This is a genomic window from Clostridium sp. AF02-29, assembly GCF_934835585.1.
Classification (GTDB): Bacteria; Bacillota; Clostridia; order Lachnospirales; family Lachnospiraceae; genus Otoolea; species Otoolea fessa.
Genome location: NZ_CAKVZK010000024.1, coordinates 1 through 18114, shown reverse-complemented (window position 1 = coordinate 18114; position 18114 = coordinate 1). Strand labels below are relative to the sequence as shown.

Below are 18114 nucleotides of genomic sequence, written 5' to 3'. Positions count from 1 at the left end.
TTTCTTCTCTCCTCCTCTCTCAGCTTCTCGTCTGTACTATTCCGTCCAGCACCCAGGAACCATCTGCATTGACTAAATTCCCATCGGGGGTGTGCGTATTTCGATACAAACGTCCCCTCATTCCATCAGATTTTTCCTGAAAATAGTAACAATGAAACACTCCATTGCTTCCCGGCAGCCAGTTCCAGCCAGTCAGCATACGCCCCTGTGTTCCATCCATTTCCTTCCAGAGATAATATGTGTTTCCATCCACATCCGTATACCAGCCGTTCACCATCCTGCCATCTGCATCAAATCGGAACCAGTCAAACGTACTCTGCCCCTTTGCCGGATCGGCATATGGATTGTGGACAGCCGCCCACTCAGAAGCATAGCTTCTACCGCCCGCTTCAAACTGCCAGCTTCCATCTGCATTCTTCCGCCAGTTTCCAGCTACTACATATTCCGGTATGGCTGCCGCATCCGCATTCTGCCCGGGGCCTGCCTGTCCTTCTGTCAGATTTCCAATACCCGCTCCTGTCAAATCACTGAACCCCGATGCCGGTCCGGTTGCATTCGCTGCACTGCTTCCTGCCGCTGCCCCCTTTCCAGAAGAAGAGCCTCCACCCAAGCCGCCGCCCGAATGAGAACCTCCGCCCGAATGGGAACCTCCGCTGTATGTCTGATCGACCGCCTCATACTGAATTGTGACTGCCGCCCGGTCCGTGAAGCCACCATCCTCGGTTTTCACGGTCACATATGCCGTATGGCTGCCTGATTTTAAGTATTGACGGTCAAGCTCCTGTATCCAGGAAGCCGTCGTATTGACCGTCACGGTTCCATCCGATGATACATACAGCGAATCATCACTTGCCTGATATGTCACTTTCTGGTTAAACGCCTGCGCCGGAAATACCGACGCTGCCAGCTTTTTCGCACCGGTTCCCGTCCATGCCTCCACCGGACGATAACCTGCCCCCGTCCGGGTGCGTTTGATCTCATATTGCAGCGTTTTCGGTATAAGGCTGATGCCTTCCACACAAATCTTCGATTCGTCCACTGTCCGGAAATCCACCTGTACTCTGCACGATGCCGTCTGCCGGTTTCCAAGCATATCATCGCCGATCACTGTCACCTTCGTCGTGCGGCTGCCGGAAGCTGTCTGTATTTCATACGGTGTATTCACATGTCTGCCCTGATCTGCCGCGATCAGATCCCGGATCCATTTTGCATCCTTTTTCGCCTGCACACCGGCAGACTTATCCTCTCCGTCCACCGAAATCAGTGCTGCGTCACCGACAGTCCACGATATATCTTTCCGGTCAAAATAATCGGGTGTGAAAGACGCACTCAAAACCTGCGGTGCCGTAACCCGGATCGTTTCATCTGGATGTTTCCGATTTCCGTTTAATGTCCGCACCACCTCAAATTTCAACTGATCCTGATTTAGTGCCGCACCTTCATTGGCTACATAGGTCTGATCCTTGATCTGGAACGTAACCTCAATCCGCGCATTTCCCCGGCACGGCTTCCCATCAAAGCTCGCCGCCGGTTTCGTCTCTGCCGTCAACACCGCTACGCCGCCGTTCTGATACCCTGCTCCGTATATATCGCTTCCGATCGCATACTGGTATCCGCGGTCTGCCTGCTCTTTTTCCAGTTTCCGGACTATATCAGTGATAAACGAACTATTTAAATTTACCTGGACTGACGCGCTCTTTTTCGTATAACCACTTTCCTCATCGTCATTTGGAAGTAACGTAATCAAATCTGAATCATCGATACTCCAGCGCACCGATGCATCCGCCACATCATTATTCCGATCCACAATCGCCTGCACCGTCACCGGCTGCACCTGTGTTCCTGCCTGCAGATTTCCATGGATGTACGTCGCAATTAATTTTCCATTTCCATCCATCACGCGTGTGACTTTCGTCGGATGTTTCCGGTTTCCGGTCCGCTCCTGCACCACCTGGAATTTCGTCACGCCCGGCGTCAGCCCGACCGAAACTGCCACCTTTTTATAAACCGCCGACACCTGCGTATTTTCCTCCGGCATCGTAAAACAATACTCGCCGCCGTTTACATAAGTAGTATCTTTCCGGCTCTTCCCACGCGTATACGTCGGAATTCCCTCCATCTGAAAGCGCGCTTTTTCCGCCTGCTTTGCCGAGGTGCTGACCGTCACCGTCTTTCCCGGTGCCACCGCACCTCGGTGTTTTTTATCGAGTGTCCGGTAATACGCGCCATTTCCCCGTGCTTCCAGCACTGCCACATCGTAATAATTCGTTCCATTGGAGACGGTATCGATCTGCGGAATCGTAATCAGATAACCACGGACCGGGCGTCCCGCATCATTTGGTGCAAAATGGTCAAGATCATACCCCACCGACTCCGCATCCATCTCCCCGCCCAGCTCTTCATCCACAATCGAGAGAATCCCCTGTTCCAGTTCTTCATAAAAATATCGCTCGTCCACATCCCGCGTGACACCGCCGGATACCAGCGTGAAGAAATTGTCCTTCGCGTGGGAATATCCGATGTGCGCCGCGTATGTATACTGGTTATCATCTGAAATGCCGCTTCCACAGACATTGTTTGCGATTTTCGCCTCCGTATCCGCAAACAGGTACGCGATGTCATCCCCATATTTAAAATAATTAGCTGGTGCGCGGTATCCGATGAAGGTTCCTCTGTGTCCGGCAGCCCCGGTTCCCGACTGACCGATCATTCCCTCAAACCGCCCCACTTTCAAGTCTCCGCTGATTCGTTCTCCAACGAGTCCTCCGACATTCTGGCTGCCAGAACCGCCGATCGTGCCATTTACATAGGTATTGTAGAGAGCCGCCCCATTCTGAAGCCCCACGATCCCGCCGACAGTCGCATCCGTTCCCTGAATCCGCGAGGTGCTGTTATCCCCGGTGCGGACCTGGCAGTCAATGATACGAGAATCATCCGACGCTTCCCCGGCGATTCCGCCCGCAAGCGCCTGCGCTCCGGCTGCACGTCCCGTCGTTCGGACGGTTACCTGTGCCATTCCGTTTTCCACCGTGCTGCCTTCCATGTGCCCGATCATTCCACCGACCGCTCCGGTTCCTTCCACATCGCCTTTTACCTGACTATTAAAAATCTTGGAATCCTTCGCATTTCCTGCCAAAATTCCCACCTGACGCACTCCTTTGACCGGCTTTCCTGGTTCCAGCGTCAGATTTCGGATCTCCGCCCCATCCAGCGCACCAAAAAATCCAATATTCGGCGAACTGCCTCCTGCAAACCGGAAATTTGAAATCTTATAACCGTTTCCATCCAGATTTGCCGTAAACGGGTGCGTCACCTCCCCTGAAAATTCCGAATCATCCCGGTAATAACCGATCGGATTCCAGTCCATTCCTCCCAGATCGATGTTCGCCGTCAGCTCAAACCATGCGCCCCGGTAATCCCCCACGATCTCTTCTTCCACCTCGCCGTAATCCGGCTGCATGCCAAACGCCGCCAGGAAGCTAAGTCCCATCAGCTGATGTTTCGTGCGTATCTGATACGGTTTTTGTTTCGTTCCAAGTCCATGTGTTCCATCCAGAAAGCTCAAATCCGCCACATCCCAGTTTTCCCAGAGATTTCCGAGGCTGGCGCTGACGCTAACGCGCGGCATGATTAATTGTGAAGGAGTTGCCTCTATGACTTTGGAAGAACGTAATTCAGAGGGAGTTGCCCTCACATCCGCATTCATAAGCTCACTGGACGATGCAGCCAGCTTCTGCCATTCTTTCCGACTTTTTATGGCATCGTCTGTATCATCCAACTTTTCCTTCCTTTCCGAAATAATCCCCAAATCCCAATCCTCAAACACAAACCCACTCGCCGCAAACGCCGGCAGCGTCGCCGACAAAAGCATCGTCGTCATCACCGCAAATGGAATCACTTTTTTCATCTTCTTTTTCCCCATACACGTTCCCCTCTTTCCCCAAACATTAGATTGATTTCCCCTTGTCCAATCTCTTCTCCTAATCAAACTGCCAAACAGCTTCACTCCCGCTTTCCAAGCTCAACAAGTATTCTTTTTTACATCTGTGACAGTGCAAATGCCGGACGTACTCCATATGTCTCACTGTCCGTCCTCACCGGACGCAGACAGCCATTTACCAGATCAACGCCATAAATCTGCTGATTATAAATGAATTTCCCGTTTTCATCCTGCAAATAAAAAGGCGTCCGCAGATAATATCCCTGTGAATAGGCACTGACCTGACTTTGTGGGTTATCATCCCCGGAATCAAACCGCCATAGATATTCCCGGTACGCAAGTGCCTCTTCCAATGACAGGCAGAAAAGCTGGTCGTTCATAAGCTGAAAACCAATATCATGACGCACCAGTTCCCGCCCGGACGTCTGCGAAAATGCACCAGCCGCCGTGCTTCCCATGTACGCGGTCTGGATTCCCGTATGGATCGGTTCCAGACAGAAGCTGCTGTTCTGACTGTTTTTCTGCAGCCATGCGCGCACCTGCGAAGTTTTATAATTATTGTCTTTGCCAAACGAGAAAATCTTCATCTTTTTTCCCGGTGCCGTGTCCACATCCGCCCGGATCACGCGGTCACAGAGAAACAGCGCTGCTTTCCGGTGTTCATTCTGCCAGTCATGGTAATCGTCGTCGATACAGGTAAATGACAAAATCTCTCCGCCCACCTCGCGCAGCTGGACATCGCCCTCCTTCCAGATCACTTTTTCGGGCATTTCACTTTCACTCCAATCCACGCTTCCACAGCGGTCACAGATTTGATCCCCGTTTTCATCCAGGTGCCCCAGCGCCGGAAGGCGCTCTATCTTTTCTTTCTGACATCGTCCGCAGACATACACTGCCCGCCCATTCTTTAAGCAATCATTTTCCTCCCACTCCCATTGGCTCCACTGATGCGTACAAGTACGGTCATCCCAGTTTCTCCGCACCCGGATGCGCGTGATGATATATTCCTTTCCATCCACCGAAAAGGAATCCTCTTCCACCTCAGAATAAACTGCGTCGTATTCCACCCCGATTGTTTTTGCCGACGGTGTAAAATCCTGACCAATCAGATAAAATTCATGCCACGCTGCATCCCCGATCGCAGATACCAGATTCCGGATCCTGGCATCATTTTCCGACTGATTTTGAACGGTCAGACCGGAACCGCTGCCCGATACCGCCGCATCCTCGCGCCCAAATATGGCGCACTCCGCCTCCCATGCACTCTGTTTCCATCGTTCCAGGCGTTTCCGAAGCGCCAGCATGGCGGTATCCTCCTCTGCCCCTATTTCTGGAACCTTGCCGCCTCTTTCATATTTGATATAAATTTTTTCAGTTCCTGTTCCATACAATTCAAATATTTGCGGTGACTGTACCGCTGATTTCCAGATATGCCCGTCGCTCCCTATGATTTGCTCTGGGAAAGATACGTTCAGGGAAGTTCCTTCCAAAACTTTGCCCGTCTGCGTATGAAATATAAGATGATTTGTATTCTCAGCATCTATAAATGAGACGCTGTAGCCGACTATGACAGCTGTTTCTGCCTGTTTCACTGCATTTTCAGCTGCCAGCGCCATTCTAGCGGATGAAAATATCAATATCAGTGATATTCCCAAAATGGTACCATTCCGGCAGCGACACCCTTTATGAGCCCCCATGTTTATTTTTAACAACTCAAACCTCCCCTCAAACCCTTTTCACATCCCTTTTCTTATCCTCTTTCGCAAGTTATATAAGGTTACTGTTCACGCATACGTGCCCAGTAACGGAATTTGCCGTGGCTTCGCATTTAAATACGGCAAATTCCTGCTGCCACCACGTTTTCTTACGGCACTTTCGGTTCCAAAAGTGCCTACCTGTGAACAGTAACTATATAAGTTCTAATTTGATTCAAAACACACTCTCACTCTGAGTCAGACAGCGGTTCTTTCCGTCTATAAAAAGCTTTCATTTTGCATTGCATATATCATATAATATATTGCACATTTTTTATAACGATACAGTTATCCGATTCTCCCAAATTTTCCTAAATCATCGAATTCTGTGCGAAACGCACCTCACAAATTACCAGAATAAAAAGATAAATTAGAACGAAACCACCTGCGACCGCAGTTCATTTCGATAAGATATATTGAGTCTAACACATCTATTCTCTAAATGCAAGAACTCTTTTGGAATTTTCACAACGAAAAACGCCCGCCCCAGAAAATAAAATTCATATTCCAAATTTCATTTTCCAGAGCAGGCACTTTCCCACTAACTCATATATAAATTCCTATTTATTTTATCTCAGCCACATTCTCCCAAGGGTATCCCACATCAATGCCGATGCATCGAGAACGACGACATATCATACGCCTTCAGGTTCTCATGTACTTCTCTTGCATCTGCCTCGGCGATGAGTTTGTCTCTCGACTTCTTCGCCTCCATCTCGGCTTTGTGCTTGCTCGGTCCGCCGACACAGCCGCCGACGCACGCCATACCCTCGATGAAGTCCTCCGGCAGACGTCCCACTTTCAGAAGAAGAAGGGCTTTCTTACACTCAGCCGCACCGTTGCAGCGCGCTACCTTGATATCGGTATTCTCACCAGACTCCTTCAGACATTCTAATACCGCCGCTGTTACACCGCCGCCGTTGCCGAAGCGTTTTCCAAATACACTGGCTTCCTGCATGCTGTTCTCTTCCGGCTCCAGATTTACGTCTTTCGCCCGCATCATCGCACGGATCTCTCCGTAAGTCATCGCATAGTCCGCATTGCCCTGGATATTCAGATCCAGCGTCTCGCTCTTCTTCGCGATACACGGTCCGATAAAGACAGTGACAACCTCCGGATCCTGCGCCTTCAGCATACGGGAGATCGCACACATCGGGGAAACCGTCGTGGACATATTGTCAAGCAGCTGTGGGAAATGCTGTTTGATCATGTTGACAAATGCCGGACAGCAGGAGGTCGTCATCTTCTTGCCCTCTTTGTAAGCTTCCGCCCACTCTTCTGCCTCGGCTGCCGCGGTCATATCGCCGCCCAGACCAACCTCGATCATATCTGCAAATCCAATCTTCTTTAAAGCTGTTTTCCAGCTTGCAAACGTGATGTCCGGTCCAAACTGGCCTTCGGTCGCCGGTGCCAGCATCGCTACGACCTTTTTGCCTGCGTTGATCAGGCGGATCACATCGACCATGAAGGTCTTGGAACCGATCGCACCGAACGGGCAGGAATGGATGCAGGCGCCACACTGGATACATTTTTTCTCATCGATCACACATACACCATACTCATCGTAGGTAATCGCATCCACTGGGCAGACCTTCTTACACGGGCGCTCCAGATGGGCAATCGCATTGTATGGGCATGCCTGGGAACACTTTCCGCACTCGCGGCATTTATCTGGGTCGATGTGCGCCTTGGTATTTCCCATGCTGATCGCTCCAAACGGACAGGAGTTCTGGCAGGCTTTACCCATACATTTACGGCAGTTATCGGTGACTGTGTAGGACGCAATCGGGCACTCCTCACAGGCTGCATTGATAACCTGTACGACGTTGTTTGTATTGCGGTCAGACGGACATTTACCTTCTGCCAGACGGATTCTCTGGCGGACAATCTCTCTCTCCTTGTATACACAGCAGCGGTACTGTGCCTGCGGACCAGGGCTGATTTTGTACGGAATATCGTCTCTTCCGTCCTCTAACTGATCATTCCAGGCAAGCTTTGCTACCTCATAAAGTATCTCATGTTTGATGCGCAGAATTGTCGCGTCATTCGTTACCATGGTTTATCCTCCTTATTAATAATACGTTACCGTAACTTTCTTTCCCATACCTTCGACTGCTTCTTTTAGCTGTTTGACCAGGTTCTGGCGGATTCCCAGATCAAACGCCAGCCCTGGATTCTGGTAGGCGCTGTTCGCCGCCGTTCCCACAAACATATGTAATTCCGTGCAGTCTTCTATCAAAATCTTCGCGATCATGGACGCACCATTTTTCTTGTCCAACTCGCTGAAAAACTCAGAACTTAAATCGCATTCGATCAGATAGCGTTTCAGAAGTTCGATCGCTTTCCGCAGCGTCAGGACTCCCTCCGTCACCAGATCGATGCCTTCCATAAAAGCGATCGGCGGAATATCCGGGTCGCTGTAATCCATTGATACCCGCAGCGGTCGTCCCAGCTCCCGCGACAGGATCGTCGCGCTGGTTCCGCCCGATACAATGTGCTTTGCCGACTCATCTTTCATAAAATCCGCCGTGATCGTCTCATCGTCATTGCGGTCGAGCGGCGGTCCCGTCATCAGGTTGACCGGTTTCCGGTCAATGATCCGAGCTACCACAACCGTCGTATCATCGCCCGGTTTTCCCTCGTAAATCTGGCTGCATTCCGCACAGAGTGCCGCCGCCATACGTGCCGACGAAAGAGAGGTCAGGCATTGTTCCGAAACAAACTCTGCCACCGACTCCCACGGCCAGCCAAATTTATATTTTCCGCTCTTTCCGACTCCCGCGTGCGTCACGCCGTCGCTGACAAGTACCAGTGCATCCCCCTTCTGAACCTGGAACCGGCACTCACTGATCTCCTTGTCCTTGACGAGACGCTTGTATTTCTGCAGCTCCACCACATGACCACAGCGCAAAAAAATGCATCGCGGGTTATCATATTCAACTAAATATACCTCGCCGTTGTTGAAAATCTGGAGAATCGAGAACGTCGCATACGCCACCTGTCTCGTCTGACAGATCGGAAGCGTCTGCACAATCGTCTCCACACATTCCTCCAGCGTGGCTCCATTTAAAAACATCGTACCCAGAATCTTTGCCGTCAGCGTCGAAAGAATATTCGCCTTGACGCCGCTTCCCATGCCGTCCGCCAGAATGATAACGTCCGAATCTTCCGTTTTCAGGCACTCTACCGTATCGCCGCACAGGATCTCTGAATACTTATTCAGACTTTTAAACGTGACATCTACGGTTACTCCCATTTATCGGACCTCACTTTCGCTCTCATCGTCAATCAGGGAACAAAGCTTCATCAGGGTTGTCTTCGTCTCCGCCGTCGTCTCACCCAGGAGTCCGGCAATATTCTGTGCAACCATCATCTGTTTGTAAATGACATTCTGTGCCAGATCAATGGTCGCCTTTTTCTTGGCATATTCCTGTTTTGCCTGTTTTTCCTCGCGCGTCACATCAATGATCGTGGCAATGACAAAATTGCCGTCATCGATATACGCAATGTTTTGAAGCGTCACAAGATTCCGATCCGGATAGATCACCTTCCGGCTGTGGACGCTTGTGTGCGTCCGGAATACCTCGCGGACATCCTCGGCGTTGATAAAGTCCTCCAGCGGTTTTCCCTTGATCGCCTCCGGTTTGACGCCGAAATACATTTCTGCCGCCACCGAACACTCCCGGATCCGCATATCATCGTCGATGATCATGATCAGGTTCGGGGACGTATCCATCACCAGATGAGACAGCGACTGCGCCCGGTCATGCAGGTACGGAATACACATATCGACCTCCGCCTTTTTCTGGAAAACAGCGATTGCCTTCTCCCGGCAGGTCGGATAACCGCACGCACCACAGTTTAATTCCTGCTCCGGCGTCATCTTGCCCGTCTTTTTCAAGATCTCCCGGATCTCTTCCTCGGTCGGAATCCGCTCCTTCTGGGAACGATCCACAAACGTCCGGTGAATCTCCACCTGGCGCGCCGCCTCATGCATCAGGGATAGATCTGCCGGTTCCTTCGGAAGCATCGCTTCCAGATCCAGCTTAACTTTAAAACTCGACACTGAGGTCGCCGTGGACGGTCCATTGACACAGCCTCCATGACAGGCGTTCATCTCGATGAAACAGCCAGCCACCTCGCCGGTTTTCATCGCCTCACAGACATCCAGGCAGTCCTTCACGCCGCTGACGTAGAACTTGCGGTACTTGTCCGGTTTCTTCTGGGTCGCCGTCACCGCCGTAAGCAGTCCGCCGCTGACCGGATAACGCAGATTCGCGCCCGGTTCACGATCTTCGAACGGTTCTTCCTCACATGCTTCGATCTCGATCTGTTCCTCTGACAGCCACTGTTTTAAATCCTCAAATGTGAGGACTGCATCGGGCTTCACAACCCTGTTTTTCTCTTTTTCCGCGATACACGGTCCGATCACGACTACCTTCGCCGCCTCGCCGAACTCCGCGTGCAGCATGCGCGTATGGATCCCCGACGGAATCAGCACCGGTGCCAGATATTTGATCAGTTCCGGATAATGAATCTCAATCAGGTTCACGATACTCGGACAGGCAGTTGTGATGATATTTTTCATCTCGCCCTGCTCTAATAAACGGACATACTCTTCCGTCGCCAGCGCGGCGCCCTCCGCCGCATCACAAACATTCGTAAATCCCAGCTTTTTTAATGCTGACTTGACCTGCCCCCGCTTTTTATACGGCAGAACTCCCATATAGGAAGACGACAGCGATGCAATAACCGGTGCGCCGCTCTCAATCAGCTTTTTGACCTTGGAAAGTTCGCTCGGAACACGTTTTGCCGACTGCGGGCAGTTCAAAAGGCACTGCCCACAGAGAATACAGCGATTTGGCATGATATATGCATGACCATCCCGGATCATGATTGATTTCACTTCGCAGCCCCGCACACATTTATAACAATGCTTACACATCGTCGCCTTAAAATCAATAATCGGCATAGACTCTCCCTCTCTTTTTGCCGTTATATGTAAACGATTACGCGTTCAGGCGTCCCAGAATCTCCTTCTGGAAAAATTCTTCAGTTGTCTCCGGTTTTACGGAATACAGTTCTCCATCTACCGTCACACAGACACCTTTACGGCAGTTGCCGCTGCAGAAATCTCCATTTAAATCCACCTCACTGTCCAGATGATTCTCTGAAACCAGCTTCTGCAGCTTCTGGATTACCTCGCGGGATCCTTTCAGATGACAGGCACTTCCGATACAAATCGATACTCTCATATAATGACCTCCTCACTATCCGTTATAAAACAGACGCAGCCCTTCACCGGAGATTCCCGGTCAAAAAACTGTCTGTTCACATGCATCTTCCAGGGGAATTTACTAAAAATGCATCTTTCCCCATTCTTCTTCATTATCTCATATTGTGATATTATTATCAATCAAATTTCTTTCTGATTTTGTATTTTTTTTAGACCATAAGTACCTGATTCCAAAACCTTTTCACTTTCTTTTCATCAGCTTATGACTCTCCCGGTGTTTTTTAGGAAAATAATCTTTTTATCGGGCACCTTGCACTGCTTTTCTATAATATTTCCATCTCCCCCATGTACGCCCGCAGCCTCTCCACATTCCCGTCCGCAAAACAGTAACCATCCATGCCGCAGCCCTTCGCGCTGTCGATGTTATCCTGACGGTCATCGATGAAAAAGCATTCTTCCGCTTTGAGATGAAATTTTTCAAACAATCTCTCATAGATCGCCGGATTCGGCTTCGCCAGCTTCTCCTCCGCTGAGACAAGCGTGCCGTCAAAATATTCAATGCCCGGAATTTCATGCTCGAACACACGCAGGCGCACGGAACAATTCGAGCAGAGGTAGATGCCGCAGCCCTTTTCTTTCAGTTCCTTCACCAGCTCTCCCATCCCCGGCTTCGCCCAGATGTTGTACTCATGCCAGTGTTCCAGACTTTCCTTCGCCAGCCAGCGCAGATGTTCATTTGGCAGGCGTTTCTGCACCCGCTCCAGCGCCTGTGCATCCGTCAGCGTTCCCTCGTCTAAAAGCGACCACTCCTTCGAATCAAACAATTCGCGGCGCATCCACTCCACATCCTCCGGATTATCTGTGTACTCCCAGCACACCTTGACCGGATCATACTCCAGTAATACCATTCCCATATCAAATACTATATTTCGAATCATACTTCTGCCTTTCTCTATTCCCGCAAATCTGCCGCCATTCCTGCGGCAGATGGAATTTTCAGTCCAAAAAATTCTCACCTGCAAGCAATCATAATCATTTATATTTTAACATAAATTTCTCATTTTTTTATTTCCATTTTCATAAATTAATGGTACAATAATAGAAAATTTTTCAGGAGGTACCGCTTATGAAAATGATTATCGCAATCATTGGCAGTGAGGACGCCGATGATTTAGTATATGAATTAAACCAGCACTCCTTCTTTGTCACCAAGCTTTCCACGATGGGCGGCTTTCTGAAAAAGAAAAGTACAACCCTGATGCTCGGTGTCGAAGATGAACGCGTCGAGGACGCCATCTCCATCATCAAAAAAATGTCCGGTGCCCGCGAGCAGCTTGTATACACGCCGCCGACCATGGCCGGAAACTGCTGCCCGACTGTCAATATGACCGTTCCGATGAACATGAAAGTCGGCGGAGCAACCGTATTTGTAATAAATGTAGAAGAATTTCAGAAATTCTAATTTTTTGATTTATATTACAAATCCGAATCACAAAAGGGGCTTTCGCTTGCGCGTCTGCCCCTTTTTGATTCCTTTTATAGAAAAAGAAAAACTCCCGGAGAAATCATCTCTGGGAGTTCCACGCTGCACTCAGGTTCTGCAGCTAATCATGCAGAAGAAGGGACTTGAACCCTCATGATGTTGCCATCACACGGACCTGAACCGTGCGCGTCTGCCAATTCCGCCACTTCTGCGTAATTTCTAGTGCGGGCAACAGGACTTGAACCTGCACACTCTCGTACCAGAACCTAAATCTGGCGCGTCTGCCAATTCCGCCATGCCCGCTTGCTTGTCTTTCTGACTCACAAGTGAGTTTATTATAACATAGGGTAGTTCAAAATGGAAGAGTTTTTTTTATTTTTTTGAATTTTTTCGAAAGTTCTTTTAGAAAAAATGTGCGGCAAATTCATCGATACTGAAAGTCCGTGTGATCTTTCGTGTGATCCTTGTACCGAAACGTGTGTACCTATAACGGAATATTTTGTTCCGCTTGAAATCTTAAAAACACAAAAAGCCTTGAAAACAACGGAAAAACCAATGTTTTCAAGGCTTTCTCTATCATGGAGACAACGGGATTCGAACCCGCGACCTTTGCGTTGCGAACGCAACGCTCTCCCAGCTGAGCTATGTCCCCGTCCAAACTGTTATCATTATAGCACAACTGGAATGAATTGCAAGTAGAGAATAAAAAAACGGAAACCCTTGTAAATCAAAGGCTTCCGTTCTTTTCTAGCAGAGCTGCTGACGGGAATCGGACCCGTGACCTCCGCACTACCAATGCGACGCACTACCGACTGTGCTACAGCAGCATCTTTTTGTTTTCGGCTCATCTCTAAGCCTCGATTAGTTTATCATGATACAATCGTTTTGTCAACGGTTTTTTTGAATTTTTTTTATTTTTTTAAATTTCCCGTTTTTTTCATCGGATGCCTCCGTTTTCATTCGCAGACATCCGATTCTCATTTCCTATCTTTTCATATTTCTATATGATTCCAACGGGGAGGGGAATAGCGGAATCGGTTGCCCGATACCTTTCACTTCCCCTACATCATTCTCTGACGCACAATCTCATATGCCAGCACGCCAGCTGCCACCGATGCGTTCAGGGAGTCGATATCTCCCTTCATCGGGATCGATGCGATGAAATCACATTTTTCCCGCACCAGACGGCTGACACCTTCGCCCTCATTGCCAATCACCAGACCGATCGGTCCTTTTAAGTCGAGGCGGTACATGCTCTCTCCTCCCATATCGGCACAGACAAACCAGAGTCCTCTCTCTTTCAGCTCCTCGATCGTGGCTGAAATATTGGTTACCTTCGCCACCGGCGTATAATTCAGCGCTCCCGCCGAGGTCTTCGCAACCGTCGATGTCAGTCCCACTGCGCGGCGTTTCGGGATGATCACGCCATGTGCGCCTGCCAGATTGGCAGTACGGATGATCGCACCCAGATTGTGCGGATCCTCAATGCCATCCAGAATAAAGAGAAACGGCGGCTCGCCTTTCTCTTCTGCCAGCTTTAGCATATCTTCCACCTCTGCATAGCGGTATGCCGCTGCCTGTGCAATCACGCCCTGATGCTTGCCGGTCTCAGAAAGCTGGTCGAGTCTCTCCTTCGCCACATAGTGGATGATCGTATTCTGCTTTTTTGCCTCTCTCGTGATCGTCTTGACCGGTCCATCCTGGCAGCCATCCAGCACAAACAGCTTATCCACCGTCTTGCCCGAACGGAATGCCTCTAAAACGGCGTTTCTGCCTTCGATCATCGTCTCTTCAAATCTATTTTCCTGCTTATTTTCCTGTTCCATCTATCTTCCTCATCATGATTTATAACGATATTTATAGCGTTTCCGGCGGTACTTCCGCACTCTCACTGTTATTTCTCGTTCTCTGCTTCCTGTAGCGCATGCGAATCTGTGGATGTTCCCTCTGCCTCCGCCAATTCTCCCATCTGTTCCAGCCCTTTTCCCAGAAGTTCTGCCATCCTGTCAAACTGCTCGGTCAGATAGAGATAGCCCATCAGCGCCTCAAATCCGGTCGCCATCCGGTAATCCTTCATCGTCGCGTGCTTCGGCATCGTAAAAGATTTCGCATTGCGTCCGCGTCGGTATGCCGCCTTCTCCGCATCCGTCAGCTCTTCCTCCAGAAGCAGATACAAACGTGCCTGTGCGTCCGCCTTGACCAGGTTCGCCGTCTTCTTGTGCATCTTGTTGACCTGCATATTGCCGCGGTTCATGACAAGGGTTCGGATCGCCAGCTCATAGACCGCATCGCCGATATACGCCAGCGCCAGCGGGGAATACTCCCCCGCCTCAACATGTTTTAAATGCAGCGCTTCCTTAAACGCATTTAAGCCCGTTTCCATTTGACGCCCTCTCTCGTATCTTCCAGAATAATTCCCATATCGAGAAGCTGTCCACGGATCTCATCTGCCAGTGCAAAATTCTTGTCTTTTCTCGCCTGCTGGCGTTTTGCGATCAAGTCTTCTACTTCGCTGTCCAGAATCTCTTCCTTCTTCTCCGTGATAATACCGAGCACATCGCAGAGTTTGTCCATCGTCTCTTTGACATAGGAAACATATGCCTTCGTCGATGCTTCCGAAATCGTGGAGTTGCTCAGGCGTACAATCTCAAAAATAGCTGAAATCGCATCTGCGGTGTTGAAATCATCGTCCATCGCCGTCTCGAACTTCTGAACCAACTCCTCGACTGCTGCCTGATTCTGCTTCTCCTCTGCCGTCATCTCGCCCTCTTTCGCTGCTTTCAGGCAGTCTGCCTGATGCTCTGCCGCAGTGCGGATGCGCTCTAAGCTGTTTTTCGAAGCTTCCATCAAATCCGCGCTGAAATTGAGCGGGCTGCGGTACTGGGCGCTCAGCATGAAGAGACGCAGAACCTGCAAATCGTATTTCTCACTGATCTCACGCACGGTAAAGAAGTTTCCAAGAGATTTGGACATCTTGCGGTTATCAATATTTAAGAATGCGTTGTGCATCCAGTAGTTGGCAAAGGTCTTGCCGTTCGCGCACTCGCTCTGCGCGATCTCATTTTCATGGTGCGGGAAGATCAGATCCTCTCCGCCTGCATGGATATCGATGGACTCGCCAAGGTATTTCTTGGACATCTCAGAGCACTCGATATGCCAGCCTGGACGGCCCTGGCACCACGGAGACTCCCAGAACGGCTCTCCTTCTTTTTTCGGTTTCCAGAGAACGAAATCGGTCGGATCTTCCTTGCCTTCCTCGCCGGTTACCTTGATCTCACGGAAGCCGGACTGCAGATCGTCCAGATTTTTATGGGACAGTTTTCCGTACTCTTTAAAGGATTTGGTGCGGAAATAAACCGTGCCGTCAGCTGCCACATACGCATGTCCTTTTTCGATCAGCGTATTGATCATCTCGATCATACCGCCGATCTCCTGAGTTGCCTGCGGATTCTTCGTCGCCGGTTTGACGTTCATCATCTCCATATCTTTTTTGCACTCTGCGATATAGCGCTTGGAGATCGTCTCCGCATCCACGCCCTCCTCGATGGCTTTCCTGATGATCTTGTCATCCACATCAGTAAAGTTAGATACATAGTTTACTTCATATCCTTTGTACTCAAAATACCGGCGGACCGTATCAAATACGATCATCGGTCTTGCATTTCCAATATGAATAAAATTGTAAACGGTCGGTCCGCACACATACATCTTAACCTTGCCCGGTTCGATCGGCACAAACTCCTCTTTTCTGCGGGACAATGTGTTGAAAATTTTCATAACCTCATTACTCCTCTTCTATTTTAAATCTGCTTCCGGTGCTGCCTGACAGCCGCCACAGCCGCCGCAAGCCGCTGCCTGCGTCATCATTTCACTATCATAACAGTAATTCTCCACTTCCGTCAACAGGGTAATCGCCTGTGAGGAAATGCCCTCGCCGCTGCCTGTAAAACCAAGCCCTTCCTCGGTCGTCGCCTTGACACTCACACGGCTGACCGGAAGCCCCAGCGCATCTGCAATATTTTCTGCCATCTGTGGGCGGTATGCAGCCAGTTTCGGGCGCTGCGCAATGATCGTGGCATCGATATTTTCAATCACATAGCCGCGTTCCTGCAGAAGTTTCCCTACCTTTTTCAGAAGCTCGATGCTCGACGCACCCTCATATGCCGGATCCGTGTCCGGAAAATGCTGTCCGATGTCGCCCAGTGCCGCCGCCCCTAAGAGCGCATCCATCACCGCATGCACCAGCACATCCGCATCCGAATGTCCTAACAGCCCCTTCTCATACGGGATCGTCACGCCGCCTAAAATCAGTTCCCGATCCGGAACAAGTTTATGCACATCATATCCCTGTCCTATTCTCATCGTATTCCAGTTCCTTTCTTGGTCATTTTGTAACTGTCCGGACTGCCCGCAGTTACTTTATTTGATAAATTATTTTATACTTTTGAAAAATATACACTTATCCAACAATTTTTAATTTACGCTCAATACAGCGGACTTCCAGATTGCTCTGGTACTGACAGCTCTCGCCGTCCACGTGAACTGCCATCGGGCATTCCGTGTAGATCTGGACCTCCCGGCAGCTGAAGCACCGAAGCCCCCGGTTGTGGGAGCGCCGGAACAACGCCCGGAGCAGGGTTCCAAGCACCTGCCGCTTCGAGGCATGGCTGACAATGCAGACCTCCAGGTTGCCGTCGCTGCTGTCCGCCTTCGGCGCAAACCAGAATCCGCCGCCCTCGCAGGGTTGAATCTGTGCACTGATAAAATAAATATAATTAAATTCCACCCGGCGCGTTCCATCGAGCAAAATATACCCCCGGATCGGTTTCGCCTTCAAATACTGTATAAATCCCAGTATCCGGTACGACAATCGCCGCAGATGAATCCGGTTGCAGATATTTTTGATCGCCGAACGCTGCATATGCTGGCATACTTCCGCATCCAGCCCGATCCCCGCGCTGACGATAAAACGCCGATGTCGGAGCACATCATCGCCGTATGCAATCACACCATAATCGATCTGCCGGATCCGCCGCGCCTTAAAAATCCGGCGCAGTCCGCGCATCGGTCTTCTCGAAAGCCGGAGCCCGCGTGCCAGATCACTGCCTGTCCCCACCGGAATATAGCCCAGCGTCACCATGTCGCAGGAAACGATTCCGTCCACGACCTCATTCATCGTCCCGTCACCGCCCACGACCACAATCACCCGTGCCTCCTTGCAGTGGGACGTCAGCTTCCTTGCATACTCTGTCGCCTGCCCCGCATATTCTGTCAAATATGCCTGATACTCAACCCCGTCCCGCACAAGCCGCTGCTCTATTTTCTCCCATATCTTATAGCCGCGGCCACTCTGTGAAGCGGGATTAATAATGAAATAATACATTACTCCATCCTCATATTTTGCCATAACGTCCCCTGCTTTCCGAAAATACAGAAACTCCCCTGCTGGGGCGTTATATTTTATCTTTTACCCTGCCAGAATACCTGTCACAGGATACAGCGCCATTACAATTTTGCATGAGATAAGTATACCATACTTCCTTTTAAATGATAAGAAAATTTCTATAAATTATTTTCTCAAAAGTGTTGACAATCTTGAAAATTTATATTATACTTGCAAAGCAGTCGCGATTTGTGTGAGTGTCAGCGGGATCTTAGCTCAGCTGGGAGAGCATCTGCCTTACAAGCAGAGGGTCACAGG

General features: G+C 50.0%; 13 protein-coding genes and 4 tRNA genes. 1 reads left to right on the top strand and 16 read right to left on the bottom strand.

Annotated features, from left to right (window positions below; genetic code table 11):
• Positions 1–19 precede the first annotated feature (19 nt).
• The 7 genes from PUQ60_RS07450 to PUQ60_RS07420 form a co-directional block, all read right to left on the bottom strand.
• On the bottom strand, positions 20–3922 hold the full coding sequence (locus tag PUQ60_RS07450; RefSeq protein ID WP_273379740.1) for a peptidase A26: 3903 nt from the start codon (positions 3920–3922) through the stop codon (positions 20–22).
• A gap of 116 nt (positions 3923–4038) precedes the next feature.
• Positions 4039–5652, bottom strand: coding sequence for a DUF6273 domain-containing protein (locus PUQ60_RS07445; RefSeq protein WP_273379742.1), 1614 nt, complete (start codon positions 5650–5652; stop codon positions 4039–4041).
• A gap of 646 nt (positions 5653–6298) precedes the next feature.
• Positions 6299–7750, bottom strand: a complete 1452-nt coding sequence (locus PUQ60_RS07440; RefSeq protein WP_118522985.1) for a 4Fe-4S dicluster domain-containing protein — start codon at positions 7748–7750, stop codon at positions 6299–6301.
• 15 nt (positions 7751–7765) lie between these two features.
• Entirely contained in the window at positions 7766–8950 is a 1185-nt protein-coding gene (locus tag PUQ60_RS07435; protein WP_107000473.1) for a SpoIIE family protein phosphatase, read from the bottom strand.
• Positions 8951–10666, bottom strand: coding sequence for a [Fe-Fe] hydrogenase large subunit C-terminal domain-containing protein (locus PUQ60_RS07430; protein ID WP_118522987.1), 1716 nt, complete (start codon positions 10664–10666; stop codon positions 8951–8953).
• Positions 10667–10703: 37 nt separating this feature from the next.
• Positions 10704–10949: a (2Fe-2S) ferredoxin domain-containing protein gene (locus tag PUQ60_RS07425; RefSeq protein WP_022358982.1), complete on the bottom strand. Its 246-nt coding sequence runs from the start codon at positions 10947–10949 to the stop codon at positions 10704–10706.
• A gap of 304 nt (positions 10950–11253) precedes the next feature.
• The gene (locus tag PUQ60_RS07420; protein ID WP_273379747.1) at positions 11254–11868 is read right to left on the bottom strand and encodes an HAD family phosphatase; all 615 of its coding nucleotides are present in this window, start codon (positions 11866–11868) and stop codon (positions 11254–11256) included.
• A gap of 188 nt (positions 11869–12056) precedes the next feature.
• On the opposite strand from PUQ60_RS07420, the gene PUQ60_RS07415 reads away from it, so the two are divergent.
• Positions 12057–12392 (top strand): cyclic-di-AMP receptor, encoded by a 336-nt coding sequence (locus tag PUQ60_RS07415; RefSeq protein ID WP_022358984.1) that lies wholly within the window; start codon positions 12057–12059, stop codon positions 12390–12392.
• Positions 12393–12541: 149 nt separating this feature from the next.
• On the opposite strand, the gene PUQ60_RS07410 is transcribed toward PUQ60_RS07415, so the two are convergent.
• The 9 genes from PUQ60_RS07410 to PUQ60_RS07370 all read right to left on the bottom strand — a co-directional run bounded on the left by PUQ60_RS07410 (position 12542) and on the right by PUQ60_RS07370 (position 17820).
• Positions 12542–12625 (bottom strand) — tRNA-Leu (locus PUQ60_RS07410).
• Positions 12626–12636: 11 nt separating this feature from the next.
• Positions 12637–12716 (bottom strand) — tRNA-Leu (locus PUQ60_RS07405).
• A 276-nt stretch (positions 12717–12992) separates the two neighbouring features.
• A tRNA-Ala gene (locus PUQ60_RS07400) sits at positions 12993–13065 on the bottom strand.
• A 102-nt stretch (positions 13066–13167) separates the two neighbouring features.
• Positions 13168–13240 (bottom strand) — tRNA-Thr (locus PUQ60_RS07395).
• 234 nt (positions 13241–13474) lie between these two features.
• On the bottom strand, positions 13475–14239 hold the full coding sequence (gene rlmB, locus PUQ60_RS07390) for a 23S rRNA (guanosine(2251)-2'-O)-methyltransferase RlmB (RefSeq protein WP_022358985.1): 765 nt from the start codon (positions 14237–14239) through the stop codon (positions 13475–13477).
• 68 nt (positions 14240–14307) lie between these two features.
• A complete protein-coding gene (locus tag PUQ60_RS07385; protein WP_273381420.1) occupies positions 14308–14796 on the bottom strand; it encodes a ribonuclease III domain-containing protein in 489 nt (162 codons plus the stop codon).
• On the bottom strand, positions 14781–16190 hold the full coding sequence (gene cysS / locus PUQ60_RS07380; protein ID WP_107000478.1) for a cysteine--tRNA ligase: 1410 nt from the start codon (positions 16188–16190) through the stop codon (positions 14781–14783). Before cysS ends, PUQ60_RS07385 begins: the two co-directional genes overlap by 16 nt.
• Positions 16191–16208: 18 nt before the next feature.
• The gene (gene ispF, locus PUQ60_RS07375) at positions 16209–16775 is read right to left on the bottom strand and encodes a 2-C-methyl-D-erythritol 2,4-cyclodiphosphate synthase (protein ID WP_273381417.1); all 567 of its coding nucleotides are present in this window, start codon (positions 16773–16775) and stop codon (positions 16209–16211) included.
• A gap of 97 nt (positions 16776–16872) precedes the next feature.
• Positions 16873–17820, bottom strand: coding sequence for a diacylglycerol kinase family protein (locus tag PUQ60_RS07370; protein ID WP_273381415.1), 948 nt, complete (start codon positions 17818–17820; stop codon positions 16873–16875).
• Between the last annotated feature and the right edge of the window lie 294 nt (positions 17821–18114).